The organism is Mesorhizobium sp. M4B.F.Ca.ET.214.01.1.1, assembly GCF_004791545.1.
In the GTDB taxonomy this organism is placed as follows: Bacteria; Pseudomonadota; Alphaproteobacteria; order Rhizobiales; family Rhizobiaceae; genus Mesorhizobium; species Mesorhizobium abyssinicae.
On record NZ_SRUX01000008.1, the window covers coordinates 249,581 to 272,826 of the forward strand.

Genomic DNA, 23,246 nt, shown 5'->3' on the forward strand with positions numbered 1-23,246 from the left:
CTATTCGCCGAGCGCGTCGTCGAGCAAGGCGGCGAGCTGGCTGAGATGCTTCGACATCAATCCGGTCGCCGGCGAGGCCGACGCCGGCCGGCCGGTGTAGCGCACCCGCTGATGCTTGGCGTCGATATGCGCCAGCACCCATTCGAGATAGGGATCGATGAACGACCAGGCGCCCATGTTCTTGGGCTCCTCCTGGCACCACACCATCTCGGCATTGCGGAAGCGTGACAGCTCGGTGATGAGCGCCTTGGCCGGGAACGGATAGAGCTGCTCGACGCGCAACAGGTAGATGTCGTTGATGCCGCGCTTCTCGCGCTCCTCGTAGAGGTCGTAGTAGACCTTGCCCGAGCACAGCACGACGCGACGGATCTTGGAATCCTTGGTCAGCTTGATCGCCTGGTTCGGCAACAGCTGCGCGTCGTCCCACAGCAGCCGGTGGAACGAGCTTTCGCCCGAAATCTCCGACAGCGTCGACACCGCCCGCTTGTGGCGCAGCAGCGACTTCGGCGTCATCAGGATCAGCGGCTTGCGGAAATCGCGTTTCAATTGCCGGCGCAGGATGTGGAAGTAGTTGGCCGGCGTGGTGACGTTGGCCACTTGCATGTTGTCCTCGGCGCAGAGCTGCAGGAAGCGCTCGAGCCTGGCCGAGGAATGCTCCGGCCCCTGGCCCTCATAGCCATGCGGCAACAGGCAGACGAGGCCCGACATTCTCAGCCACTTGCGCTCGCCCGACGAGATGAACTGGTCGAACACCACCTGGGCGCCGTTGGCGAAGTCGCCGAACTGTGCTTCCCACAGCGTCAGCGCCTTCGGCTCGGCCAGGCTGTAGCCATATTCGAAGCCGAGCACCGCCTCTTCCGAAAGCATCGAGTTGATGACTTCGTAGCCGGCCTGCGCCGCCGACAGGTTATTGAGCGGGATGTAGCGCGTCTCGTCGCGCTGGTCGTAGAGCACCGAATGGCGCTGCGAGAAGGTGCCGCGCTCGGAATCCTGGCCGGAGAGCCGGATCGGGTTGCCGTCGAGCAGGATGGCGCCGAAGGCCAGCGCCTCGGCCGTCGACCAGTCGATGCCTTCGCCGGAGTCGATCGACTGGCGGCGGTTCTCGAGGAAGCGGACGATCGTCTTGTGCGCCTCGAAGCCCTTCGGCACCTCGGTCAGCTTCTTGCCGATCTCCTTCAGCGTCTTGACCGGCACGGCGGTCTTGCCGCGCCGCTGCTCATCCTGGTTGTCGGCCGTGCGCAGGCCCGACCAGGCGCCGTCCAGCCAGTCGGCCTTGTTCGGCTTGTAGCTCTGGCCGACTTCCCACTCGGCTTCCAGATGCGCCCGCCAGTCGGCCTTCATCTTGTCGAACTCGGCCTGGGTGATGTGGCCCTCGGCCATCAGCCGGTCGGCATAGATCTGCACCGTCGTCTTGTGGGTGCGGATGGCGCGGTACATGATCGGCTGGGTGAAGGCCGGTTCGTCGCCCTCATTGTGGCCGAAGCGGCGGTAGCAGAACATGTCCACCACCACCGGCTTGTGGAACTTCATGCGGAACTCGGTCGCCACCTTGGCGGCGTGCACCACCGCCTCCGGGTCGTCGCCGTTGACGTGGAAGATCGGCGCCTCGATCATCTTGGCGACATCCGACGGATAGGGCGAGGAGCGCGAGAAGCGCGGATTGGTGGTGAAGCCGATCTGGTTGTTGATGATGACATGCAGCGTGCCGGCGACGCGATGGCCGCGCAGGCCGGATAGGCCGAGGATCTCGGCGATCACGCCCTGGCCGGCAAAGGCGGCGTCGCCGTGCAACAGCAGCGGCATCACCTTGGCGCGTTCCGACAGCGGCACGATCTCGCCGCGCTCGCGCCCGGCGAACTGGTCCTGCTTGGCGCGCGCCTTGCCCATCACCACCGGGTCGACGATTTCCAGATGCGAAGGATTGGCGGTCAGCGACAGGTGCACCTTGTTGCCGTCGAACTCGCGGTCCGACGAGGCGCCGAGATGGTACTTGACGTCGCCCGAGCCCTCGACCTCGTCGGGTGCGGCCGAGCCGCCCTTGAACTCATGGAAGATGGCGCGGTGCGGCTTGGCCATCACCTGGGAGAGCACGTTGAGGCGGCCGCGATGCGCCATGCCGAGCACGACCTCTTTCAGGCCGAGCTGGCCGCCGCGCTTGAGGATCTGCTCCAGCGCCGGGATCAGCGCCTCGCCGCCGTCGAGGCCGAAGCGCTTGGTGCCCTTGTACTTGACGTCGGCGAACTGCTCGAAGCCTTCCGATTCGATCAGCTTCTGCAGGATCGCCTTCTTGCCGGTCGCGGTGAAGGTGATCTCCTTGTCGGCGCCCTCGATGCGCGCCTGGATCCATGCCTTCTCCTCGGGGTCGGAGATGTGCATGAACTCGACGCCGAGCGTCGAGCAGTAGGTGCGGGTCAGAATGTCCAGCATCTGCCGGATCGTGCCGAACTCGAGCCCCAGCACATTGTCGAGGAAGATCGGCCGGTCGTAGTCGGCTGACGTGAAGCCGTAATTCTCTGGCGACAGCTCGTTGTAGTCCTCGAGCGGCTTGGCGATGCCGAGCGGGTCGAGATTGGCATGCAGATGGCCGCGCATGCGGTAGGCGCGGATCATCATGATGGCGCGCACGGAATCGCGTGTCGCCTGGTGCACGTCGGCATCGGACAGGACGACGCCGTTGGTGACCGCCTTCTCCTTGACCTTCTTCTCGATCGTCTTTTCGACCAGGCCCCAATTGCCGTCGAGCGCCGAGACCAGTTCGCCATTGGCCGAGAGCGGCCAGGAGGGCCTGGCCCAGGAAGCGCCGTTGGCGTTCTTGCGGACGTCCGCGGCGTCGTCCTTCAGCGCCGCGAAGAAGTCCTGCCACTGCGGATCGACCGAGCCGGGATCGTCCTCATAGGCGGCGTAGAGCGCGTCGATATAGTCGGCATTGCCGCCATAGAGGAAAGAGGTGAGCGAAAATTGGTCGTTGGCCTGATCTTGTCGTGCCATGTCACTTGTCGGAGCCTGGCTCCGTCTCCTTTCGAGGGGAATAGTGAGTAGTCAGTAGTGCGTAGAAAGATGGAAATTCCGCTCAACCGCTACTCGCCCGTTCTTCCCTTTTCACTACTGACTACTGCCTACTCACTTAACCCTTGATCGCCTCGACCAGCGTCGTGCCCAGCCGCGCCGGCGACGGCGAAACTTTTATCCCGGCCGATTCCATCGCCGCGATCTTGTCCTCGGCGCCGCCCTTGCCGCCGGAGATGACCGCGCCGGCATGGCCCATGGTGCGGCCGGCCGGCGCCGTGCGCCCGGCGATGAAGCCGGCCATCGGCTTCTTGCGGCCACGCCTGGCTTCGTCCTTGAGGAACTGCGCGGCGTCTTCCTCGGCCGAGCCGCCGATCTCGCCGATCATGATGATCGACTTGGTCTCGTCGTCGGCGAGGAACATCTCCAGCACGTCGATGAACTCGGTGCCTTTGACCGGATCGCCGCCAATGCCGACGGCGGTAGTCTGGCCGAGGCCGACATTGGTGGTCTGGAACACTGCCTCATAGGTAAGCGTTCCCGAGCGCGAAACAACGCCGACCGAACCCTTGCGGAAGATGTTGCCGGGCATGATGCCGATCTTGCATTCGTCGGGGGTCAGCACGCCCGGGCAGTTCGGTCCAATCAGCCGCGACGTCGAGCGATCGAGCCGCGCCTTGACCTTGACCATGTCCATCACCGGGATGCCCTCGGTGATGCAGACGATCAGCGGGATCTCGGCCTCGATCGCCTCGATGATGGCTTCGGCGGCGCCCGCCGGCGGCACATAGACGACCGAAGCATTGGCGCCGGTCTTTTCCTTGCCTTCGGCGACGGAAGCGAAGATCGGCAGGCTCTCGCCCTTGGCGCCGGTCCAGGTCTCGCCGCCCTTCTTGGGATGTATGCCGCCAACCATCTTGGTGCCGTGATAGGCCAGCGCCTGTTCGGTGTGGAACGTGCCGGTCTTGCCGGTCAGGCCCTGAACCAGCACCTTGGTGTTCTTGTCGATGAGAATGGACATCGGAGCCCTTTTCTAAACGTTGATCGAGGAAGGCGAGACGCGCCGGTAGAGCCCGCTCACCATGTCTTGCCAGCCATCGCTGCCGGCAGGTTTGAAGTTCAGTCGCATGCGGTAGGCATCGTCGCCGTCGAAACTGTAGGTCACCCGTGCAGCACCGCGCGGTGACGACCGCTCCAGCACCAGCTCGTCGCCATTCCAGGTGCCCGTGGCCGGCGAGGCCGGCACGAAGCCCATGGAATCGAACTGATGCATGGTGACGAGTTTGGCCTGCTGGTCGAAGCCGAACACATTATGCGAGCCGAACGAGACCGTGCCGTCGCGGCGCTGGCGATAGCGCTGCACCACGAACAACCCGCCGAACTGCGCTTCCGCCAAGATTTCCGACGTTGCCGCGCCTTCATCGGCCCATTGGGTCGCCGCGACGTCCTCCTCGCCGCGCCACGCGCCGACCAGCGCCTGCAGGCGCTGGTGATCGGCCGAGAGCGAGGAGAAAGAAGCCGCGTTCATCGCTCAGAGCCGCTTCAGGTCGGTGACGGTGAGGTCGCTCTTGGCATTGCCGGTGTTGAGCGTCGTCGCCGGCTCGAACATCAGCACGATAGGCTCTTCGGTGAGCGAGCGCGGCCGGTGCTCGACACCGCGCGGCACGACGATGAAGTCGCCCTCGCCGAGCTCGACCGGCCCGTCGCGGAAATCGATGGCGATCCTGCCGCGCAGCACGAGGAAGGCTTCGTCCTCATGCTCATGCGCGTGCCAGTCGAAGGCCGCGCCGAACTTGGCGACCTTCGCTTGGCTGTCATTGACGTCACCGGCGATGTGCGGATCGAAGACCTTGGCGATCTTCGCATCCGCCGCCTCGACCAGGTTTATCTTGCGCGGAGGCATCCGCTCAGCCCTTCACCGCCTTGACGATCTTCTTGGCCGCGTCGTCGAGGTCGTCGGCCGAGACGACGTTCAGGCCGCTGTCATTGATGATCTTCTTGCCCAGTTCGGCATTGGTGCCTTCCAGCCGCACCACCAGCGGCACCTTCAGCCCGACTTCCTTGACCGCGGCGATCACGCCTTCGGCGATCACGTCGCATTTCATGATGCCGCCGAAGATATTGATCAAAATGCCTTCGACCGCCGGATCCTTGGTGATGATCTTGAACGCCGCCGTCACCTTCTCTTTCGAAGCGCCGCCGCCGACATCGAGGAAGTTGGCCGGTTCGGCGCCGTAGAGCTTGATGATGTCCATCGTCGCCATGGCGAGGCCTGCGCCGTTGACCATGCAGCCGATATTGCCGTCGAGCGCGACATAGGCGAGGTCGTATTTCGACGCCTCGATTTCCTTCTCGTCCTCTTCGGTCGTGTCGCGCAGCTCCATCACGTCGGGGTGGCGGAACAGCGCGTTGTTGTCGAACGAGACTTTTGCGTCGAGCACGCGCAGCCGGCCGTTCTTCATCACGATCAGCGGGTTGACCTCGAGCAGGCTCATGTCTTTCTCGACAAAGGCCTTGTAGAGGATCGGGAACAGCGTGCCGCCGTCCTTGGCGGCGTCGCCGTCGAGCTTCAGCGCGCCGTTGAGCGTCTTGAGATCATCCGCCGTCACGCCCTTTTCCGGGTCGATGGCGACGGTGATGATCTTTTCCGGCGTGTCATGCGCCACCGCCTCGATGTCCATGCCGCCCTCGGTCGAGACGACGAAGGCGATGCGGCCGACCGAACGGTCGACCAGGATCGACAGATAGAGCTCGCGGTCGATGTCGGCGCCGTCCTCGATATAGAGGCGGTTGACCTGCTTGCCGGCAGGGCCGGTCTGCTTGGTGACCAGCGTGTGGCCGAGCATCTCGTTGGCGTTGGCGACCACTTCGGCCACCGACTTCGCCAGCCGCACGCCGCCCTTGGCGTCGGAGGAAAGCTCCTTGAACTTGCCCTTGCCGCGGCCGCCGGCATGGATCTGGCTCTTCACCACATACAGCGGGCCGGGCAGCGCCTTAGCGGCGGCTTCGGCATCGCCGGCCTTCAGCACCGGCACGCCATCCGCCACCGGCGCGCCGAACGACTTCAGCAGTGCCTTGCCCTGATATTCATGGATGTTCATGGCTTATCTCCGGATCAACTGCTGGCGGATCACTTCGAGGCGAGGTGCGGCGCGATCTTGACGCAGGCCTCGGTCAGGCCCTGCACCGTCGCCACCGAACTGTCGAACATCTTCTGCTCGCTCTTGTTGAGGTCGATCTCGATGACGCGCTCGACACCGCCGGCGCCGATCACAACGGGAACGCCGACATAGGTGTTCTTCACCCCGTACTGGCCGGAAAGATGGGCCGCGCAAGGCAGCACGCGCTTCTTGTCCTTGAGGAAGGATTCGGCCATCGCGATCGCCGAAGCCGCCGGCGCGTAATAGGCCGAGCCGGTCTTGAGCAGCCCGACGATCTCGGCGCCGCCATCGCGGGTGCGCTGCACGATCTGGTCGAGCTTTTCCTTCGAGGTCCAGCCCATCTTGACGAGGTCGGGCAGCGGAATGCCGGAGACCGTCGAATAGCGGATCATCGGCACCATGCTATCGCCATGGCCGCCGAGCACGAAGGCGGTGACGTCCTCGACCGAGACCTTGAACTCTTCGGCCAGGAAATAGCGGAAGCGCGCGCTGTCGAGCACGCCGGCCATGCCGACGACATGGGTCTTGGGCAGGCCGGAGAACTTCTGCAGCGCCCATACCATGGCGTCGAGCGGGTTGGTGATGCAGATGACGAAGGCCTTCGGCGCATACTTCTTCAGTCCGGCGCCGACCTGCTCCATGACCTTGAGGTTGATGCCGAGCAGGTCGTCGCGGCTCATGCCCGGCTTGCGCGGCACGCCGGCGGTGACGATGCAGACGTCGGCGCCCTCGATGCCGGCATAGTCGTTGACGCCGGTCAGCCTGGCGTCGAAGCCGTCGACCGGCGACGACTGCGCGATATCCAGCCCCTTGCCCTGCGGAATGCCCTCGGCGATATCGAACAGAACCACGTCGCCGAGGTCCTTGAGGCCGATCATATGGGCGAGGGTGCCGCCGATCATGCCCGAGCCGATAAGCGCTATCTTGTTGCGTGCCATGTGAGGATTTTTTCCCTTTGTCTGTGACGGCGCCAAATCTTTGCGACTTGCTGACGGCGTCGAGGAAGGAGGCCGAATGCTGCCGGGAACCCGTGAGATTTCGCCGCACCCAATAGCTCCGGTGGATGGAAAATTCAAACGATTATTTTGGAGCGAGCATTTTCAATCGGTTAGATAATTTGGGTTTTACGTAAACGTCAAAATTCTTAAGCCGACTTGGGAGAATTTATACAATGAAGGTGGAAATCTGAAGGCTGGCAGCCGGCGATGACGCCCTTGTGATGGCGAGGCCCGTGGCGAGCGGACAGCCGCATGGGCTAACGAAGGCGCTCGCAATTAAGGTGATGCGAGCTTCAGAGATTGGCCGAAGTCGCAGCCGTTGCGATTCTTCAAGCCCGCGCCTGCTGTGCCTCCGGCGCCACCGTCTCCACCTTCCGCCTTTCCGCCCAGTCCTCCAGCCATTCGTGGCCCTGCATCTCGATAAGGCGCGAGGCGGTACGTTCGAACTCGAACACCTCGTTGCCGCGCTTGGCCGTGTAGAGCCCGGTCGGCGGAGCATCGGCGCTCACCACCAGCCTGATGTGATGATCGTAGAGCGTGTCGATCAACAGGATGAAGCGCTTGGCCTCGTTACGCCTGCCTTCGCCGAGCACCGGCACATGGTCGATGAAAATGGTCGAGAAGCGGCCGGCGATGGCCAGGAAATCGCGCGCGCCGAGCGGCTTTTCGCAAAGGTCGGCGAAGGAAAAGCGCGCAGCGTCGCCGGCCGCGCGCGGCACCGCGACCTGCCGGCCCTTCACCGTCAGCGCCGTCTCGGCCGTCGGCTTGCCGTGCGTCATTGCTTGCCAGGCCTCGTCGAGGGCGGCGTCGGCGGCCGCATCAGCCGGCGAGACGTAGACCGCCATGCGGCTGAGCTTCTCGAGGCGATAGTCCTTGTCGCTGTCCAGCGTCATCACCTCGGCGTTGCGCTCCAAGAGGCCGATGAAGGGCAGGAAGAGCTGCCGGTTCAGCCCGTCGCGGTAGAGGTTCTCGGGCGCGACATTGGAGGTGGCGACCAGCACGACGCCGTTGGCAAACAGCGCCGAGAACAGCCTGGACAGGATCATCGCATCGGCGATGTCGGTGACGGAGAACTCGTCGAAGCACAACACCCAGGCCTGCTCGGCCAGCGCGCGCGCCACCGGCGGGATCGGGTCGTCCTCCTTGACGTCGCCGTTCTTGCGCGCCTGCCGGTGCTTCTGGATGCGGTCCTGCACATCGGCCATGAAGTCGTTGAAATGGACGCGGCGCTTGCGCCTGACCGGCAACAGCTCGAAGAACATGTCCATCAGCATGGTCTTGCCGCGGCCGACGCCGCCATGGATGTAAAGGCCCCTGACCGCCGCCGGCGGCTGCTTGCGGGCGAACAGCCAGCCCAGCGCGCTCGATTTCTGAGCCAGTCTTTTTGCAGAGATCTCGTCAGTCAGCCGATCGAGCGCGGCGGCGATGCGCTCCTGCGCCGGATCGCGCGCGATGGCGCCCGTCTCGACCAGATGGTCGTAGCGCTGCCTGACGGTCGCATGGGTCTGGAGGCCGTCACGCAGGTGCATCGGTCACGTCGTTGTTGAGCACATCCAGGAAAAGTAGCGGCTTTCCGCGCGCAATTGGAGCGGTTAGGCGACTCTTTCGAACGCTGAACCGCCTCAAGGGCGGCGGTTTCGCCCTACCTTGTAAGCGAGATCGGCAGGCCGGTGGAGGTCTGGCCGTCGAATTTCTCGCCGCCCGAGGAATAGAGCTTGGCCAGCGTGCCGCCATTCTCGTCATAGAGGGTCAGCTGCTTGCCGGCGACATTCCAGGACTTGATGCCGTCGATCGGCGCCGGGCAATGCAACGGGCCGGCACGGTAGCCGGCGCCGAACTTGGTCTGCGGCGTCGCCACCTTGCAGCTCTGGCCGGAAACGCTGGCGTTCCAGACACCGGCGACACTGGCCGCGGTCAGGTCCGGCGCCCCTGCGGGCGCGCTTCCATCCGGCGGCAGCGAGGCGACCTGGCTGTTCGCCGGCGCGGTTGGGAACTGCGAGCCGTCGGCGGTGCCGGGAGCCGCCGGCGGCGGCAGCTGGTTTCCGGTCACCGTGCCGGCGGGCGCGGGAGTCAGCGGCGCCGGCTGCTGGTCATCCATCGACGAGAATCGCGATGTCGAGCAGCCGCTTGCAATCAGCGCGGCCAGCGATACGGCCACCAGACCGGTCTTCGAAAAAGTCATTCCTACCTCCGTCGGATCCGGCTGGGGGGACGCCGTCCGCGCAATCTCTCCCTCCACCAAGATGGAGAAGGTGGCAGAATTTCAACCCGATATGGTTAAAATAGGGTTTTCGGAGCAATTGTTGCAATTTTACCGCAACAGGCGTGTGACCCTCGAAGGCCTAGTTGTGGCGCGCCCCGAAGAAGCCCATCGTGCTCGGCAAAGCCCGACGCATCCCTATGCGGAAAGCGCCGCGCTCGGCACGAAGAGATAGCCGTCCGGACCGACGACATAGCATTCGCGCAGGCCATGCGGCTTGTCGATCGTGCCGGCGAGCACGATGTGGCCGAGATCGCGCGCCCGCGCCTCGATCGCATCCGGATCGGCGCCATAGAGGCGCAGCTCGATGCCCGCCCCGCGCGTCTCGGCGCCGGCGATGACGCCGCTCATCTCATTGTCGAGATAGGAATGGTCGGCATGCAGCATGAATATCGAGCCCAAGAGCTCGATCGCGGCGAAATCCTCGTCGGCATAGATGATGCGGGCGCCAAGCACGTCGCGGCAGAAGGCCTCCATCGCCGCCATGTCGGTGACCAGAAGATTGACGCCCAGCCCGCGCGGCAGCGAGCGGCCGAAATCCTCGGCCTTCATCCACGGTGTCTTGGTCCGCTTCATTGCCATCGTGCTGCCCTCGGAAATTACAGGGATGTCGCTGGAACGGTCTCAGCGCGGCTCGAACCGGTAGAGCGGTTGCGCGAGCGCCACCGGGGGCCGCAGCAAGTCGGCGCAGCGGCGGTCCAGGTCGAGCGCCAGCTGATGAGCTCTCCGCACTGCCGTCTTCCAGTCGCCGGCTGTCTTCAGAAACCCCACCGCGTCTGCGGGGCGATCGGCCGCGATCATCAGATCTGCGGCGACGATGCGATCGTCTGGTGAAATGGTTTCGCCGGCCTTCAGCTTGCCGGCCAATCCGACCCACTGCTCCCAGGGGAAGGCCGCCGCCAGCTGTTTCGGGCGAGGGGGCGCTTCGGTCTCATCGCCTTGCATGAAAGGCGCCAAAGCAAACCGCGCCAATGCCTTTCGACGAAAGACTCGGCCATTTCGCCCTGCACATCGGAGATGCCAAAGCCAGCGAGGATACTCTCCCGGTCTTTGCGACCGAGAACATAGTCGAGCCCATCGAGCATGGCCGCCGTGACGGCATCGGGATTGTTGATCGGGTCGAGCTGTTTTGCCGCGATCCGCGCGTTAAGGCCTTCGGCCACCATTGTGCCGACGCGCAGGTCGCCGCTGTAATTTATCACCTGCAGCAGAATCGCCGTTTGCGGAGCATAGGCAACAAGCCGCCCGACCGTCCGCAGAACGGCGCCCAAATCATTCTTGCGGTCGATCGCCTGGACTTCCGCCGGCTGTTTGGAAATATCGAAGGAAGGACGAAGATCGGCCGCGTGGAGCGCATTGCGTATGAACTGCGCGCGGTCGTCCTTTTTGGGAAGCACCGTGGCCGGAAGGCGATCGAGGGCACGAAGTCAGCAAGATTGTCCTCGAACGCCCGCACATCGAGGGCCAGCCGCCAAATTCCTGCATCTTCCGCTCTCTTGGCAAAACGCGACTTCGCCTCGTCATCAAGGTCGGCCAGTGCCTGCGCAATCCCCGCCGCGCCGACCGATGCGTTGTTGGCATCGGATGCCTGCCAGCGCGCCAGTTCGCCCAGCAGCCAGTCGCCGCCATCTTCGGTGACCAGCGCGCGCCAGGCAGATTGGCCAAGCTGTGGCACAATGGACTGTGCCTTGGGCAGCGGTTGCATACCGGCAATCATCGCCGCCCGATCCGGCGTTGTTGCATAGGCAAGCCTGAGTTCGACAATGCGCAGCGGCGGGTGACTGCGTTTTTCCAAACCCGCCAGAAGCGCCGAGCCCTCGGCGTAGGCAAGGCCGCCATAGCGTATCTTCAGATAGGCCGCGTCATCGCCAAAACGATCGCGCCAGAAATTCGGGAACGTTGCCGGTTCGGCGAGCAGGAAATCGCCCGCGTCCAGGATGGCTGGCGTGTGAGCGCAAGCGCCGGGCTGCGCCTGTGCGCCGGCAGCCGGCGCTATCGGCGCGATCCCCATGATCGCCGCCACGACTGCAAGAACTGCCTGCCGACGCATGGTGGCCCCCTCCATTCCGCCGAGCGATCGTATACCGGAAATCATCGCCGGCGCCAGCGCGCGGCCTTTGGCCAGGGCATGCACCCGTCCCCAAATGCTTGCGCCAGATGGCATCGATCCTATCTTGCAAGAGGAAGAAACATGCCGGAGCCGCAACCTTGGCCGCAAGAAAGAGAGCCGCCAACCGCTATTACAGCGGCCCGCCAAGCGACCATTTCGACGGCACCCTGTTCTTCAACCCCGACGGCAAGCCGCCCGGCCGCTTCGCTGATCTCCTGAAATGGCAGTTGGGCGGCGAGCGCGCGAAATGGCCGGCGGCCAATCCGAGCCCGTTCCATCAGGCGAGGCCGGACGAGCGCGTCGACAGCGGCGCGCTGCGGCTCACCATGGTCGGCCATTCCTCGCTGCTCATCCAGACGGCGGGGCTGAACATCCTTACTGATCCGGTCTGGTCGCAGCGCGTCTCGCCGCTTTCCTTCGCCGGGCCGAAACGGGTCAACGCGCCGGGCATCGCCTTTTCGCAGCTGCCGCCGATCGACCTCGTTCTGGTCAGCCATAACCATTACGACCATCTCGATCTCGCCACGCTGAAGCGGCTGAAGGCAACGCACGACCCGCTGGTGATCACGCCGCTCGGCAACGACGCCATTATCGACGCCGCCGTGCCCGGCATGCGGCTCAGCGCGCATGACTGGGGCGACAGGATCGACCTCGGCAAGGATGCCGCCGTCCATGTCGAACCGGTGCACCACTGGTCGGCCCGCGGCACCCGCGACCGGCGCATGGCCCTCTGGGCGGGGTTCGTGGTCGAGACGCCAAGCGCAAAAATCTATTTCGCCGGCGATACCGGCTTCCATGGCGGCGCCAACTACCGGCTGATGGCGGAGAAGCATGGCGGTTTCCGCCTCGCCATCCTGCCGATCGGCGCCTATGAGCCGCGCTGGTTCATGGAGCCGCAGCACCAGAATCCGGAGGAGGCGGTGCAAGGCATGAAGCTCTGCAACGCAGCCCACGCCGCCGGCTGCCACTGGGGCACTTTTCAACTCACCAATGAACCGATCGACGAGCCTGCCCGCAAATTGGCCGAGGCGCTCGACGCCGAGCGCCTGCCGCGCGAGCGTTTCCGCGCCTTGCGGCCGGGCGAGGTGTGGGATGTGCCGGCCGCCTAGCCCGGAACCTGAGCCGACCACAGGAACCCAAGCCGACAAGAGGCGTTGATCCCACAACGCAATTCGGCTGGGAGCCTTCCCATGATCAAGTGGATCATCATCCTTCTTATTGTCGCCGCCGCAGCGAGCCTGCTCGGCATGCCGGCATTGGCAGGTGCGGCCGCCACCGGCGCGCGCGTCCTGATCGGCATCGTCCTCGTCATCTTCCTGCTGATCGTGCTCGGCGTCTTCGCGGTTACTTAGGTTCGGCATCTTTGCCGTAACCAGCCGCGTCGTCTTCGTCGTGGGCTAGGCCCGACCTCTTCGTCGTGGCCGGTTCGGCATCTTTGCCGTAATCAGCGGCGGCGTCTTCGTCGTCGCCAAGGCGCGACGTCTTCGCCGCCGCTTCAACCGCGCCGCACTGGTAATTCCCGCCCGTTTCCGCCATATAGCGCCAAACGGACATGGAATGACCGGCTAGATGGCAGGCACCGCCCCCTTCGCCAAGATGAACGGCATCGGCAACGAGATCATCGTTGCCGATATGCGCGGCCGTGCCGATCGGGTGACGGCGGCGGCGGCGATCGCGCTCAATGGCGACGCCGCGACCAAGTTCGACCAGATCATGGCGATCCATGACGCCAGGACGCCCGGCACCGCCTACTATATCGACATCCTCAATTCCGACGGTTCCGGCGCGCAGGCCTGCGGCAACGGCACACGCTGCGTGGTGCAGGCGCTGGCCGCCGAGACCGGCCTGAAGGCTTTCACCTTCGAGACCCGCGCCGGCATCCTCAACGCCGTGGAACATGCCGACGGCACGATCTCGGTCGACATGGGCACGCCGCGCTTCGGCTGGCAGGAGATCCCGCTTGCCGAGGAGTTCCGCGACACCCGCATGATCGAGCTGCAGATCGGCCCGATCGACGCGCCGGTGCTGCATTCGCCCTCGGCAGTCTCGATGGGCAACCCGCACGCCATCTTCTGGGTCGACCGCGACGTCTGGTCCTATGAGCTCGACCGCTTCGGCCCGCTTTTGGAAAACCATCCGATCTTCCCCGAGCGCGCCAACATCACCATCGCTCAGGTCACCTCGCCCGAAACCATGGTCATCCGTACCTGGGAACGCGGCGCCGGCCTGACCAAGGCCTGCGGCTCGGCGGCCTGCGCCGCCGTGGTGGCGGCCGCCCGCACCAAGCGCACCGGCCGCAGCGTCTCGCTGATGACGCCCGGCGGCGGCTCGCTGCATGTCGAATGGCGCGACGACGACCACGTCATCCTGACCGGTGCCGCCGAATGGGAATTCTCCGGCAGCTTCGACCCCTCGACCGGCACCTGGGCCCGCGACACCGAAAGCGCGGCCTGATGGCAATAGACGTCGTCACCTTCGGCTGTCGCTTGAACACCTATGAATCCGAGGTGATGCGCAAGGAGGCGGAAAGCGCCGGCCTCGGCGCGCTGAAGGGCGGCGCCGTCATCTTCAACACCTGCGCCGTCACCGCGGAAGCGGTGCGCCAGGCCAAGCAATCGATCCGCAAGGCCCGCCGCGAGAACCCGCACGCCCGCATCATCGTCACCGGTTGCGCGGCGCAGACCGAGCCGCAGAACTTCGCCGCCATGGGCGAGGTCGACCTCGTGCTCGGCAATGAGGAGAAGCTGAAGGCGAACTCCTATCGCGCGCTGCCCGATTTCGGCGTCAACGACACTGAGAAGGCGCGCGTCAACGACATCTTCTCGGTGCGCGAGACGGCCGGCCACATGGTCGATGCGATCGAGGGCCGGGCGCGCGCCTTCGTCCAGGTGCAGAACGGCTGCGACCACCGCTGCACCTTCTGCATCATCCCTTACGGCCGCGGCAATTCGCGCTCGGTGCCGATGGGCGCCGTGGTCGAGCAGGTCAAGCGGCTGGCCGGCAATGGCTATGCCGAGGTCGTGCTGACCGGCGTCGACATGACCAGCTTTGGCGCCGACCTGCCGGGCGCCCCGAAGCTTGGGAAGCTGGTGAAGACGATCCTGCGCCAGGTGCCAGAGGTGACGCGGCTCAGGCTGTCCTCGATCGATTCCATCGAGGCCGACGACGACCTGCTGGATGCCATCGCCACCGAGCCCCGGCTGATGCCGCATCTGCATCTGTCGCTGCAGTCGGGCGACGACATGATCCTGAAGCGCATGAAGCGCCGCCATCTGCGCGACCAGTCGATCCGCTTCTGCGAGGACGTGCGCAAGCTGCGCCCCGGCATCGTCTTTGGCGCCGACATCATCGCCGGCTTCCCGACCGAGACCGAGGCGATGTTCGAGAATTCGGAAAGAATAGTCGAGGAATGCGGATTGACGCATCTCCACGTCTTCCCGTTCAGCCCACGCGAAGGCACGCCCGCCGCGCGCATGCCGCAGGTCCGCCGCGAGGTGGTCAAGCAGCGCGCCGCCAGGCTGCGCGCCGCCGGCGAGGCCGCCTATCGCCGCCATCTCGCTGCCCTTGCCGGCACGCGCCAGTCGATCCTGGTCGAGCGCGACGGCCTCGGCCGCACCGAGGGGTTCACGCTGGCCGCCATCGACGCCGGGATGCCGGGCGAGATCGTCGAGGCCATCATCACCGGCCATGACGGCACCCGCCTGATCGCGGCGCCGCTGACCGCCCGCGCTGCCTGAGAAAACGCAAAGCATGGCCGGTTTCTTCAAGAAGATATTTTCGTTCGGCAAGAAGGAAGTCGTCGAGGAGCGCGTCGACGAGACCGCCCCGCTGCCGCCGATCAAATGGGATGCGCTGGACGCGCTGAAACCGGCGGCCGAGCAGGCTGTTCCGGAATTGCTGAAGCGCGACGAGCCGCAGCCTGAGGCGGAAGTCACGATGCCGGCTCCGCCTCCCGCAGTGGAGGCCGCACCCACGCCGCAACCGGCGCCGGAAGAGCCGAAGCCCGAGCCGGCTCCGATCATTCCGCCCGTGCCGGAGCCAACCGTTCCGGCTGAGCCGGAACCGCTGCCGGAGCCTGAACCCATAGAGGAGCCTCAGCCCGAGCCGCCGGTACCCGAAGAAATCCCAACACAGCCGACGGTACCGGCACCAGCGCCCGAGCCGCAGCCCCAAGAGGTGCCTGCACCCGCGCCGGCCGAGCCGGAAATTGTCCCGTCGCGTCCGGAACCGCAGCCTGAGCCGTCGCCGATCGAGGTGCCGACCCTGCCCAGCGAAGTCCCTGCCGATACGCCGTCGCCGATCGAGATTCCACCGGCCGAGGCACCTTCTATCGAGCCATCTTCAGAGGTCGGCGCCGCCCCTCATCCGCCTGCCGGCACCTTCTCCCCGCATAGTGACGGGGAGAAGGAAGAAGTGCCAACGCCGACGCCCCCCTCTCCCCGTCCTTCACGGGCAGAGGGTAAGGGTGAGGGGCAGCGCCGACCTCCACAGGATTTGGCGTCACTGGAGCCTGCTCCGCCGGCGGAAATCTCTCCTCCTATTCGCCAGCCTGCGCCGGTCGAACCGGAGCGGATCCTTGCCGAGATTGCACCCGAGCCAGAAGCCGTCCCCGCGCCGCAGCCAAGGCCCGCGCCGTCCGCCGGCAAGGTAACCGTCGCGAAAAAGGTCGAGCAGAAGGCCGAGGCGCAGAAGGCGCCGGAGCCGGTGGCAAGACGTTCCTGGTTCCAGCGCATGCGCGACGGGCTTGCCCGCTCCTCGCGCGAGCTCTCGGGCAACATCGCCGGCGTCTTCACCAAGCGCAAGCTGGACGAGGACACGCTGCAGGACCTGGAGGACGTGCTGATCCGCGCCGATCTCGGCCTGGAAACCGCGCTCCGCGTCACCGATGCGCTGGCCTCCAGCCGCTACGGCAAGGACGTCTCCGACACGGAGGTGCGCTCGGTCATGGCGGCCGAGGTGGAGAAGGTGCTGACCCCCGTCGCGCTGCCGCTGGAGCTCGACCTCAGCCACAAGCCGCATGTCATCCTGGTGGTCGGCGTCAACGGCACCGGCAAGACCACGACCATCGGCAAGCTGGCCGCCAAGCTGACCGATGGCGGCCTGTCGGTAATGCTCGCCGCCGGCGACACCTTCCGCGCCGCCGCGATCGAGCAGCTCAAGATCTGGGGTGAGCGGACGAAATCGCCGGTCATCGCCTCCAAGCTCGGCGCCGATGCCGCCGGCCTCGCCTATGACGCCTTCGAGAAGGCCAAGGAGGCCGGCTCCGACGTGCTGATCATCGACACCGCCGGCCGGCTGCAGAACAAGGCCGAGCTGATGGCGGAGCTGGAGAAGATCGTGCGCGTGCTCGGCAAGCTCGACCCGGAAGCGCCGCACACCGTGCTGCAGACGGTCGACGCCACCACCGGCCAGAATGCGCTCAACCAGGTCGAGATCTTCCGCAACGTCGCCGGCGTCAACGGCCTGGTGATGACCAAGCTGGACGGCACGGCGCGCGGCGGTATTCTGGTGGCGATCGCGGCCAAGCACAGGCTGCCGGTCTATTTCATCGGCGTCGGCGAACAGGTCGACGACCTCGAACCTTTTTCAGCCAGCGAATTCGCCAGGGCGATCGCCGGCGTGGCTTGAACGATCCCAAAAGCGCCGACTTTCGGGACAACAAGGACTTCCATGAACATCCTCGAACGCGACCCGTCCGACCCGCAGAAACAGAAGAAGGAAGGCGTCAACCCGGCGCTCAAGCTGCTGCTTGAGCTCGGCCCGCTGCTGGTGTTCTTCTTCGCCAATGCGCGCGGCGAATGGCTGGTGCAGAAATTTCCGGCGCTGGGCGAGCTCGGCGGACCGATTTTCGTCGCCACGGGCCTGTTCATGGCCGCCACCGCCATCGCGCTGATGGCGTCCTGGCTGCTGACCCGCACCTTGCCGATCATGCCGCTCGTGTCGGGTGTCGTGGTCTTCGTCTTCGGCGCACTGACGCTCTATCTGCAGGACGACATCTTCATCAAGATGAAGCCGACTATCGTCAACACGCTGTTCGGCGGCGTGCTGCTCGGCGGCCTGTTCTTCGGCAAGTCGCTGCTTGGCTACGTCTTCGATTCCGCCTTCAGCCTCGACACCGAGGGCTGGAGGAAGCTTACCTTCCGCTGGGGGCTGTTCTTCCTCTTCCTGGCCATCGTCAACGAAGTCGTCTGGCGCAATTTCTCGACCGATGCCTGGGTTACGTTCAAGGTCTGGGGCATCATGCCCATCACGCTTCTCTTCACCTTCAGCCAGATGCCGCTGATCATGCGCCATTCGCTGGAGGAAAAGGCCAAGGAAGAGAACGCCGGCAAATAGAACTGAGAGGGGGACGGGCATGGAATTCCTCACCACGCGCGACGAGCTGAGGACGATCTACAAGACGCCCCGACCGACCGACGGCCCCATCCGCAAGGAGCTGAAGGCGCTCGACGGCCACTGCCGCTCCTTCATCGGCAAGAGCCCCTTCGTGCTGATCGGCTCCTCCGACGGCGCCGGCAATGCCGACGTGACGCCGAAAGGCGACAAGCCCGGCTTCGCCGCCATCCTCGACGACAACACCATCGCCATCCCCGACCGGCCCGGCAACAACCGGCTGGACACGCTGGAGAACATCGTCCGCAATCCCTCGGTCGGGCTGTTGTTCCTCATTCCCGGCATGAACGAGACGCTGCGCGTCAACGGCGACGCCCGCATCACCGTCGATGCCGGCCTGCGCGGGCGGCTGGCCGTCGACGGCAAGGAGCCGCAGAGCGTCGTCGTGGTGTCGGTCAAGGCCGCCTACATGCATTGCGCCAAGGCCTTCATGCGCTCGGATCTGTGGAAGCCGGAGACCTGGTACGACCGCGCGACGCTGCCGACGCTCGGCCAGATCATCCGCGACCAGCTGGCGCTCGCCGAGGCGGCCGGCGACATCGACCGCGAGCTGGACCAGGATTACCGGCAGACCATGTGGTAGCCTCGGGCACGATTCGCCCGGACAGTTCCCGCTTGCTCAACATCTTTGCCATTTCCGGCAGCCTGCGCGCCGCCTCGACGAATTCGGCGCTGCTCGCGGCGCTGGCTCAAAACGCGCCGGCCGGCTCCCGCGTGACCCTCTATGACGGACTTGGCCGGCTGCCGATCTTCAACCCGGACGACGAGGGCGAGCGCACGCCACCGGAAGCGGCAGCGCTGATCGAGGCCGTCACCGCGGCCGACGGCGTCATCGTCTCCTGTCCGGAATATGCCCATGGCGTGCCGGGCGGTATGAAGAACGCGCTCGACTGGCTGGTGTCGCGCGACGCCGCCGTCGCCAAGCCGGCCATGCTGGTGCACGCCTCGCCGCGCTCGCTCTACGCCCGCGCCGCGCTCAGCGAGATCATGCGCACCATGTCTTTCGTCCTCTTTGAGGAGACGGCGCTGGAGATCGTCCTGATCGGCAAGAAGCCGCCGGAGATGGAGGCGATCTTGACGACGGCCGAGAACCGGCTGGCGATGCGCGCGGCGGTGCAGGGCTTCGCGGCGTCTATACGCGGTCGAATATGAGGTCGTCATCCTGGAGCGAAGCGACGCAGCGCAGACCCTAGGACCCGTGCCGTTACGCTAAGGCATTACAACGGTTACAGAATTCTGCGCCGTTGCACCGACGTCGAAGGTCACGGCATGGAGGGGCGCTCTCCGGCGAGCCGTCAATACGTTTTGGCGCCATTCACCATCAGCCGCACCATGTAGAGCGACGTCGTGCCCGCGATGTAAAGGCAGTTCCGCTTGTTGCCGCCGAACACGCAGTTGGCGACGACCTCCGGCACCTTGATCTTGCCGATCAATGTGCCGTCCGGATCGTAGCAATGGACGCCGTCGGCGGCGCTCGTCCAGATGCGCCCGTCCTCGTCGACCCGGAAGCCGTCGAACAGGCCGGCCGTGCAGTCGGCGAAGACCTTTTCGCCGGAGACCTTCTTGCCGCCCTTGCCGACGTTGAAGACGCGGATATGCGCAGGGTTCTTGGCGCCGTGGGTGCGCCCGGTGTCGGCGACATAGAGTTTGCTTTCGTCGAGCGAGAAGGCAAGCCCGTTGGGCCTCACCATGTCGGTGATGACGGCATCGATCTCGCCGCTGTCCGGATCGACCCGGTAGACGTTGCAGGCGCCGATCTCGCTCTCGGCCTTGTCGCCTTCATAGTCGGTGTCGATGCCGTAGCTCGGATCGGTGAACCAGATCGAACCGTCGGACTTCACCACCGCGTCGTTGGGCGAATTCAGCCGCTTGCCGCGCCATTTGTCGGCGATGGTGATGATCGAGCCGTCATGCTCGGTGCGGCTGACACGGCGGCCCGAATGCTCGCAGGTGACCAGCCGGCCCTGCCGGTCGACCGTGTTGCCGTTGGAATTTCCCGACGGCTGGCGGAACACGCTGACGCCGCTGTCGGTCTCGTCAAAGCGCAGCATGCGGTTGTTCGGGATATCCGACCAGACGAGATAACGGCCGGCGGCGAACCAGGCCGGGCCTTCCGCCCAGCGGCATCCGGTGAACAGCTTCTCCACTTGCGCGTTGGAGTTGAACAACCGCGCGAAACGCGGATCGAGAATTTCGTAGTAGTCGGCGGCCGCCATGCATCTCCTCCCGGCATTCAGTCGGTCGCGATCAAGCCAGCCGGCGAGCGATATGGCAAGATCGGTGATAACGGCTTCACCGTCTCTTGAGGCCTTGGCAGCCTTCAATCAGGTTTGCTCGGCGGTAACGGCCGGTTAACCGGCTATGCGTTCAGCGCAATGGTGCATTGCAACATCTTCTTTTTGCAACGCACTATTCCTATGTCATGCTCCGTATCGATCAAGGGAGGAACAATTCGCCGCCAGAACGCGGCACGAAAGGACCCTCGTCATGATCTTCGACAACTTTGTTTCCCGCGCTCGCACCAGCATCGCCAAGCGCAAGCAGTACAACCGCCTCGTCGCCGAAATCGACAGCTTCTCCAGCCGCGATCTGGCCGACATGCGCGCCGACCGCTCCGAGATGCTCTACCAGATCCACAAGCAGATCTACGGCTGAGTTTTTCGCCCCAACCAGCTCCGCGCCGTCAGGCGCGTTGAGATTCAGGTCAGGCCGAGTCGAGAATGGTGGATTCCGAGAACCGGAGCGGAGCGTACTTAGGTACGTGAGCACCGGAAGCGCGCAGGAAGCCGCGATTCGCAGGCCGCCATCACCTGATATCAATGCGCCGCCAGCGCCTTCTCGATCTGCGGCAAGAGCAGAGTTTCCGCAGATTCGGCCGTGATCGGCCCGACATGCTTGTAGGCGATCTTGCCGTCCTTGCCGACGACGAAGGTCTCCGGCACGCCGTAGACGCCCCAGTCGATCGCCGCCCGGCCCGCCTCGTCGACACCGATCGCCTGGTAGGGATTGCCGACCTCGCCGAGGAATCGGCGGGCGTTCGCGGGCTCGTCCTTGTAGTTCAGCGCCGCCAGCACGAAACGCTTGTCCTTCGACAGAGCGAGCAGCACCGGATGCTCGTCGCGGCACGGCGCGCACCACGAGGCAAAGACGTTGACCAGCGTGACCTTGCCGGCGAAGGCCTTCGAATCGAGCCCCGGCAAGGCGCTGCCTTCCAGCGGCGGCAGGTTGGTCTGCGGCGCCGGCAGGCCGATCAGCGCCGACGGCACTTCCGACACGTCGCGGCCGGACAGAAGCTGCGACAGGAACAGCCCCGCCAGCCCGAGGAACACCAGCAGCGGCAAAAGCACGAACAGGCGCCGCCACCGCGCCGGCGTTGCGGTCTCCGTGCTCTCGCCGCTCATGATTTCGCGCCCTTGTCCTTGACGGCCTCGGCGCCCTTGTCGGAGCGCCGGCGCACGCCGGCGGCTTCCAGCTCGGCAAGATCGCGCTTGCGGCCGCGCTGGTCGATGAGGATCCATGCGACCAGCCCGGCCAGCACCAGCGCCGTGATGGCATAGGCGGCCGTGACATAGAGCGCATGCGCGCTCATGGCAGCCGCTCCACGTGGATGCGGCTTTCCGGTCCGGCCATGTTGCCCTGTTCGATCATGCTTTCCCTTAGCCTTGCCGTTCCAGCTTCGCAATCGGCCGCCGCGCCGCAGCCTCAGTCCGTCCCGTGGCGCAGTGCCAAAGCCGCCGCCAGCGGTCCGAGCACGGCAAGAAACAGCGTCAGCGCGGCAAGAATGAGGAAAGGCTGCAGGAACGGCGCCGGGTCGGCCACCGCGCCATAGCTGGCCGAAACGCCGAAGATCAGCACCGGAATGGTGAGCGGCAGCACCAGCACAGAGATCAGCAGCCCGCCGCGCGGCAGCGCCACCGCGACCGCGGCGCCGGCGGCGCCGATGAAGGTGATGGCCGGCGTGCCGACGAGAAGCGTGAGCGCCGTGGCGCCGATGCCGGCCGCCTCCATGTTCATGAACAGCCCCAGCAAGGGTGCGGCGACCACCAGCGGCAGCACGCTTCCCGCCCAATGCGCCAGGCATTTCACCAGCACCGTCAGCGCCAGCATGTGGCGATCGTGGCCCAGCACCAGAAGATCGAGCGAGCCGTCCTCGCGGTCGGCCTGGAACAGCCGGTCGAGGCCGAGCAGGCAGGCAAGCAGGGCGGCGATCCACAGGATCGCCGGGCCGATGCGGGCAAGCAGGTTGAGATCGGGGCCGACGCCGAACGGGATGGTGGCGATGACGGCGAGGAAGAAGATGACGCCCGTCAGCGCCCCGCCGCCGGCGCGGATCGAGAGGCGGATGTCGCGCAGGAAGAGGGCTAGCATGGGTTGAGATGCCTGCGCCCAGGCCCCCCTCTCTGGCCTGCCGGCCATCTCCCCCTCAAGGGGGGAGATTGGATGTCACTTCGGCTTTCGCCAATTTTCAACATAAGGAAGCTGGCGGGGCGCGCGAACTGCCGATCTCCCCCCTTGAGGGGGAGATGCCCGGCAGGGCAGAGAGGGGGGTGACAGAGCGACAACCTCAACTGGCTTCCCCCATCCTCAACGCCTTCGCCCCCTCCAACCCCAGCGGCAGATGCGTCGCCGCCACGATGATCCCGCCTTCCTCCAGATGCCCGCGCATCAACCCCGCGAACCGTTCCTCGGACGCCTTGTCCAGCCCCGCCGTCGGCTCGTCGAGCAGCCAGATGGGCCGGTGGCTGACCAGGAGTTTTGCAATGGATGCCCGCCGCCGCTGGCCGGTCGAGAGATAGCCGAACGGCAGATGGCCGATGCCGCCGAGCCCGACGGTCTCCAGCGCCTCGTCGACGCCGAGCGCCGGCTCGCCGCAGAAGTCGCGCCAGAAGCGCAGATTCTCCGCCACGCTCAAGGCCGTCTTCATCGCGTTGAGATGGCCGAGATAGTGTGACGCCGCAGCGACCGTGGGAAAAGCCTCGCCGCCGGCCTCGACCTGGACCCGCCCTTCGGCGGCGCGCAGCAGACCGGCGATGACCCTCAGCAGCGTCGATTTGCCGGCGCCGTTCGGCCCGGTGACGACCAGCGCCTCGCCCTTCTCGAGCGCAAAGCCGATGCCGGAAAAGACCGTCTCGCCGCCGCGCTCGCCGCCCAGATTTTCGGCGATCAGCCGCATCATTGCCCGTTCCGAAAGCGCCGTTTCGCGGCCGTCGCCGCATCGCACAAATTTGCCTTTCGACTGTCTAGAACTATTCCAGGAAATTCTCTATATGCGGTTCATCCGTGCCAGCGGTCGGCTCGGGAACAGAATTAGCGCCGAA

The 23,246-nt window shown here is 65.3% G+C and carries 26 protein-coding genes; 9 read left to right on the top strand and 17 right to left on the bottom strand.

Annotated features, from left to right (window positions below):
- From EN857_RS18005 to EN857_RS18060, 11 genes are all read right to left on the bottom strand, one after another.
- Positions 1 to 2,988: a 2-oxoglutarate dehydrogenase E1 component gene (locus EN857_RS18005; protein ID WP_127282093.1), complete on the bottom strand. Its 2,988-nt coding sequence runs from the start codon at positions 2,986 to 2,988 to the stop codon at positions 1 to 3.
- A gap of 136 nt (positions 2,989 to 3,124) precedes the next feature.
- Positions 3,125 to 4,027 (bottom strand): succinate--CoA ligase subunit alpha, encoded by a 903-nt coding sequence (sucD, locus tag EN857_RS18010; protein ID WP_127392491.1) that lies wholly within the window; start codon positions 4,025 to 4,027, stop codon positions 3,125 to 3,127.
- A gap of 12 nt (positions 4,028 to 4,039) precedes the next feature.
- Positions 4,040 to 4,534 (bottom strand): DUF1579 family protein, encoded by a 495-nt coding sequence (locus EN857_RS18015; RefSeq protein WP_128272915.1) that lies wholly within the window; start codon positions 4,532 to 4,534, stop codon positions 4,040 to 4,042.
- A 3-nt stretch (positions 4,535 to 4,537) separates the two neighbouring features.
- Positions 4,538 to 4,909, bottom strand: coding sequence for a cupin domain-containing protein (locus tag EN857_RS18020; RefSeq protein WP_127392891.1), 372 nt, complete (start codon positions 4,907 to 4,909; stop codon positions 4,538 to 4,540).
- Between the two features lie 4 nt (positions 4,910 to 4,913).
- Complete coding sequence (gene sucC / locus EN857_RS18025; RefSeq protein WP_127392892.1) at positions 4,914 to 6,107, bottom strand: ADP-forming succinate--CoA ligase subunit beta; 1,194 nt, start codon at positions 6,105 to 6,107, stop codon at positions 4,914 to 4,916.
- Between the two features lie 29 nt (positions 6,108 to 6,136).
- Positions 6,137 to 7,105, bottom strand: coding sequence for a malate dehydrogenase (mdh, locus tag EN857_RS18030; RefSeq protein ID WP_126057450.1), 969 nt, complete (start codon positions 7,103 to 7,105; stop codon positions 6,137 to 6,139).
- 389 nt (positions 7,106 to 7,494) lie between these two features.
- On the bottom strand, positions 7,495 to 8,694 hold the full coding sequence (gene zapE, locus EN857_RS18035) for a cell division protein ZapE (protein ID WP_127392893.1): 1,200 nt from the start codon (positions 8,692 to 8,694) through the stop codon (positions 7,495 to 7,497).
- Between the two features lie 113 nt (positions 8,695 to 8,807).
- Positions 8,808 to 9,347 (bottom strand): AprI/Inh family metalloprotease inhibitor, encoded by a 540-nt coding sequence (locus EN857_RS18040; RefSeq protein WP_127282099.1) that lies wholly within the window; start codon positions 9,345 to 9,347, stop codon positions 8,808 to 8,810.
- Between the two features lie 216 nt (positions 9,348 to 9,563).
- Positions 9,564 to 10,007 (bottom strand): VOC family protein, encoded by a 444-nt coding sequence (locus EN857_RS18045; RefSeq protein ID WP_127392894.1) that lies wholly within the window; start codon positions 10,005 to 10,007, stop codon positions 9,564 to 9,566.
- Between the two features lie 42 nt (positions 10,008 to 10,049).
- The gene (locus tag EN857_RS18050; protein ID WP_135913915.1) at positions 10,050 to 10,370 is read right to left on the bottom strand and encodes a hypothetical protein; all 321 of its coding nucleotides are present in this window, start codon (positions 10,368 to 10,370) and stop codon (positions 10,050 to 10,052) included.
- A gap of 253 nt (positions 10,371 to 10,623) precedes the next feature.
- Complete coding sequence (locus tag EN857_RS18060) at positions 10,624 to 11,589, bottom strand: hypothetical protein (protein WP_127392897.1); 966 nt, start codon at positions 11,587 to 11,589, stop codon at positions 10,624 to 10,626.
- A 44-nt stretch (positions 11,590 to 11,633) separates the two neighbouring features.
- Between EN857_RS18060 and EN857_RS18065 the strand changes: the two genes are divergently transcribed.
- Both EN857_RS18065 and EN857_RS18070 read left to right on the top strand, forming a co-directional pair.
- Positions 11,634 to 12,644: an MBL fold metallo-hydrolase gene (locus EN857_RS18065; protein WP_135858951.1), complete on the top strand. Its 1,011-nt coding sequence runs from the start codon at positions 11,634 to 11,636 to the stop codon at positions 12,642 to 12,644.
- Positions 12,645 to 12,725: 81 nt separating this feature from the next.
- Positions 12,726 to 12,887, top strand: a complete 162-nt coding sequence (locus EN857_RS18070; protein ID WP_023683859.1) for a DUF1328 family protein — start codon at positions 12,726 to 12,728, stop codon at positions 12,885 to 12,887.
- Here EN857_RS18070 and EN857_RS18075 read toward each other — a convergent pair.
- Positions 12,880 to 13,089, bottom strand: coding sequence for a hypothetical protein (locus EN857_RS18075; protein WP_127282103.1), 210 nt, complete (start codon positions 13,087 to 13,089; stop codon positions 12,880 to 12,882). The genes EN857_RS18070 and EN857_RS18075 overlap by 8 nt on opposite strands.
- Before the next feature lie 15 nt (positions 13,090 to 13,104).
- On the opposite strand from EN857_RS18075, the gene dapF reads away from it, so the two are divergent.
- Genes dapF through EN857_RS18105 form a run of 6 tightly spaced genes read left to right on the top strand, consistent with a single transcriptional unit; the run spans position 13,105 to position 19,080 of the window.
- A complete protein-coding gene (dapF, locus tag EN857_RS18080; RefSeq protein WP_127394177.1) occupies positions 13,105 to 13,989 on the top strand; it encodes a diaminopimelate epimerase in 885 nt (294 codons plus the stop codon).
- On the top strand, positions 13,989 to 15,272 hold the full coding sequence (mtaB, locus tag EN857_RS18085) for a tRNA (N(6)-L-threonylcarbamoyladenosine(37)-C(2))-methylthiotransferase MtaB (RefSeq protein ID WP_127394176.1): 1,284 nt from the start codon (positions 13,989 to 13,991) through the stop codon (positions 15,270 to 15,272). Before dapF ends, mtaB begins: the two co-directional genes overlap by 1 nt.
- A 13-nt stretch (positions 15,273 to 15,285) precedes the next feature.
- Positions 15,286 to 17,163, top strand: a complete 1,878-nt coding sequence (gene ftsY, locus EN857_RS18090; RefSeq protein ID WP_135858953.1) for a signal recognition particle-docking protein FtsY — start codon at positions 15,286 to 15,288, stop codon at positions 17,161 to 17,163.
- Positions 17,164 to 17,205: 42 nt separating this feature from the next.
- A complete protein-coding gene (locus tag EN857_RS18095; protein ID WP_127394137.1) occupies positions 17,206 to 17,871 on the top strand; it encodes a septation protein A in 666 nt (221 codons plus the stop codon).
- Positions 17,872 to 17,890: 19 nt separating this feature from the next.
- Positions 17,891 to 18,511 (top strand): pyridoxamine 5'-phosphate oxidase family protein, encoded by a 621-nt coding sequence (locus tag EN857_RS18100; RefSeq protein WP_127285873.1) that lies wholly within the window; start codon positions 17,891 to 17,893, stop codon positions 18,509 to 18,511.
- 32 nt (positions 18,512 to 18,543) lie between these two features.
- Positions 18,544 to 19,080 carry an NADPH-dependent FMN reductase gene (locus tag EN857_RS18105; protein WP_127393097.1) on the top strand — a complete coding sequence of 179 codons (537 nt, stop codon included), beginning with the start codon at positions 18,544 to 18,546 and terminating at the stop codon, positions 19,078 to 19,080.
- A gap of 143 nt (positions 19,081 to 19,223) precedes the next feature.
- Here the strand turns inward: EN857_RS18105 and EN857_RS18110 are convergent, their stop codons facing one another.
- Complete coding sequence (locus EN857_RS18110) at positions 19,224 to 20,144, bottom strand: SMP-30/gluconolactonase/LRE family protein (protein WP_127393096.1); 921 nt, start codon at positions 20,142 to 20,144, stop codon at positions 19,224 to 19,226.
- A gap of 271 nt (positions 20,145 to 20,415) precedes the next feature.
- Between EN857_RS18110 and EN857_RS18115 the strand changes: the two genes are divergently transcribed.
- Positions 20,416 to 20,583, top strand: a complete 168-nt coding sequence (locus EN857_RS18115; RefSeq protein WP_127393095.1) for a hypothetical protein — start codon at positions 20,416 to 20,418, stop codon at positions 20,581 to 20,583.
- Positions 20,584 to 20,744: 161 nt separating this feature from the next.
- Here the strand turns inward: EN857_RS18115 and EN857_RS18120 are convergent, their stop codons facing one another.
- The 4 genes from EN857_RS18120 to ccmA all read right to left on the bottom strand — a co-directional run bounded on the left by EN857_RS18120 (position 20,745) and on the right by ccmA (position 23,101).
- Entirely contained in the window at positions 20,745 to 21,329 is a 585-nt protein-coding gene (locus EN857_RS18120; protein ID WP_127285878.1) for a DsbE family thiol:disulfide interchange protein, read from the bottom strand.
- Entirely contained in the window at positions 21,326 to 21,517 is a 192-nt protein-coding gene (ccmD, locus tag EN857_RS18125) for a heme exporter protein CcmD (RefSeq protein WP_127285879.1), read from the bottom strand. Before ccmD ends, EN857_RS18120 begins: the two co-directional genes overlap by 4 nt.
- A 113-nt stretch (positions 21,518 to 21,630) precedes the next feature.
- A complete protein-coding gene (gene ccmB, locus EN857_RS18130) occupies positions 21,631 to 22,296 on the bottom strand; it encodes a heme exporter protein CcmB (RefSeq protein ID WP_135858955.1) in 666 nt (221 codons plus the stop codon).
- A 196-nt stretch (positions 22,297 to 22,492) separates the two neighbouring features.
- Positions 22,493 to 23,101, bottom strand: a complete 609-nt coding sequence (gene ccmA / locus EN857_RS18140) for a heme ABC exporter ATP-binding protein CcmA (protein ID WP_127285882.1) — start codon at positions 23,099 to 23,101, stop codon at positions 22,493 to 22,495.
- Positions 23,102 to 23,246 lie beyond the last annotated feature (145 nt).

Bases quoted from the DNA above. Each gene is read 5' to 3' on its own strand.
- EN857_RS18020 (WP_127392891.1), bottom strand. From the start codon at position 4,909: ATGCCTCCGCGCAAGATAAACCTGGTCGAGGCGGCGGATGCGAAGATC.
- sucC (WP_127392892.1), bottom strand. From the start codon at position 6,107: ATGAACATCCATGAATATCAGGGCAAGGCACTGCTGAAGTCGTTCGGC.
- zapE (WP_127392893.1), bottom strand. From the start codon at position 8,694: ATGCACCTGCGTGACGGCCTCCAGACCCATGCGACCGTCAGGCAGCGC.
- EN857_RS18050 (WP_135913915.1), bottom strand. From the start codon at position 10,370: ATGCAAGGCGATGAGACCGAAGCGCCCCCTCGCCCGAAACAGCTGGCG.
- mdh (WP_126057450.1), bottom strand. From the start codon at position 7,105: ATGGCACGCAACAAGATAGCGCTTATCGGCTCGGGCATGATCGGCGGC.
- mtaB (WP_127394176.1), top strand. From the start codon at position 13,989: ATGGCAATAGACGTCGTCACCTTCGGCTGTCGCTTGAACACCTATGAA.
- ftsY (WP_135858953.1), top strand. From the start codon at position 15,286: ATGGCCGGTTTCTTCAAGAAGATATTTTCGTTCGGCAAGAAGGAAGTC.
- EN857_RS18070 (WP_023683859.1), top strand. From the start codon at position 12,726: ATGATCAAGTGGATCATCATCCTTCTTATTGTCGCCGCCGCAGCGAGC.
- ccmB (WP_135858955.1), bottom strand. From the start codon at position 22,296: ATGCTAGCCCTCTTCCTGCGCGACATCCGCCTCTCGATCCGCGCCGGC.
- ccmD (WP_127285879.1), bottom strand. From the start codon at position 21,517: ATGAGCGCGCATGCGCTCTATGTCACGGCCGCCTATGCCATCACGGCG.
- EN857_RS18115 (WP_127393095.1), top strand. From the start codon at position 20,416: ATGATCTTCGACAACTTTGTTTCCCGCGCTCGCACCAGCATCGCCAAG.
- EN857_RS18045 (WP_127392894.1), bottom strand. From the start codon at position 10,007: ATGGCAATGAAGCGGACCAAGACACCGTGGATGAAGGCCGAGGATTTC.
- EN857_RS18015 (WP_128272915.1), bottom strand. From the start codon at position 4,534: ATGAACGCGGCTTCTTTCTCCTCGCTCTCGGCCGATCACCAGCGCCTG.
- EN857_RS18075 (WP_127282103.1), bottom strand. From the start codon at position 13,089: ATGTCCGTTTGGCGCTATATGGCGGAAACGGGCGGGAATTACCAGTGC.
- EN857_RS18005 (WP_127282093.1), bottom strand. From the start codon at position 2,988: ATGGCACGACAAGATCAGGCCAACGACCAATTTTCGCTCACCTCTTTC.
- dapF (WP_127394177.1), top strand. From the start codon at position 13,105: ATGGCAGGCACCGCCCCCTTCGCCAAGATGAACGGCATCGGCAACGAG.
- EN857_RS18060 (WP_127392897.1), bottom strand. From the start codon at position 11,589: ATGCCATCTGGCGCAAGCATTTGGGGACGGGTGCATGCCCTGGCCAAA.
- sucD (WP_127392491.1), bottom strand. From the start codon at position 4,027: ATGTCCATTCTCATCGACAAGAACACCAAGGTGCTGGTTCAGGGCCTG.
- ccmA (WP_127285882.1), bottom strand. From the start codon at position 23,101: ATGCGGCTGATCGCCGAAAATCTGGGCGGCGAGCGCGGCGGCGAGACG.
- EN857_RS18120 (WP_127285878.1), bottom strand. From the start codon at position 21,329: ATGAGCGGCGAGAGCACGGAGACCGCAACGCCGGCGCGGTGGCGGCGC.
- EN857_RS18040 (WP_127282099.1), bottom strand. From the start codon at position 9,347: ATGACTTTTTCGAAGACCGGTCTGGTGGCCGTATCGCTGGCCGCGCTG.
- EN857_RS18110 (WP_127393096.1), bottom strand. From the start codon at position 20,144: ATGGCGGCCGCCGACTACTACGAAATTCTCGATCCGCGTTTCGCGCGG.
- EN857_RS18100 (WP_127285873.1), top strand. From the start codon at position 17,891: ATGGAATTCCTCACCACGCGCGACGAGCTGAGGACGATCTACAAGACG.
- EN857_RS18095 (WP_127394137.1), top strand. From the start codon at position 17,206: ATGAACATCCTCGAACGCGACCCGTCCGACCCGCAGAAACAGAAGAAG.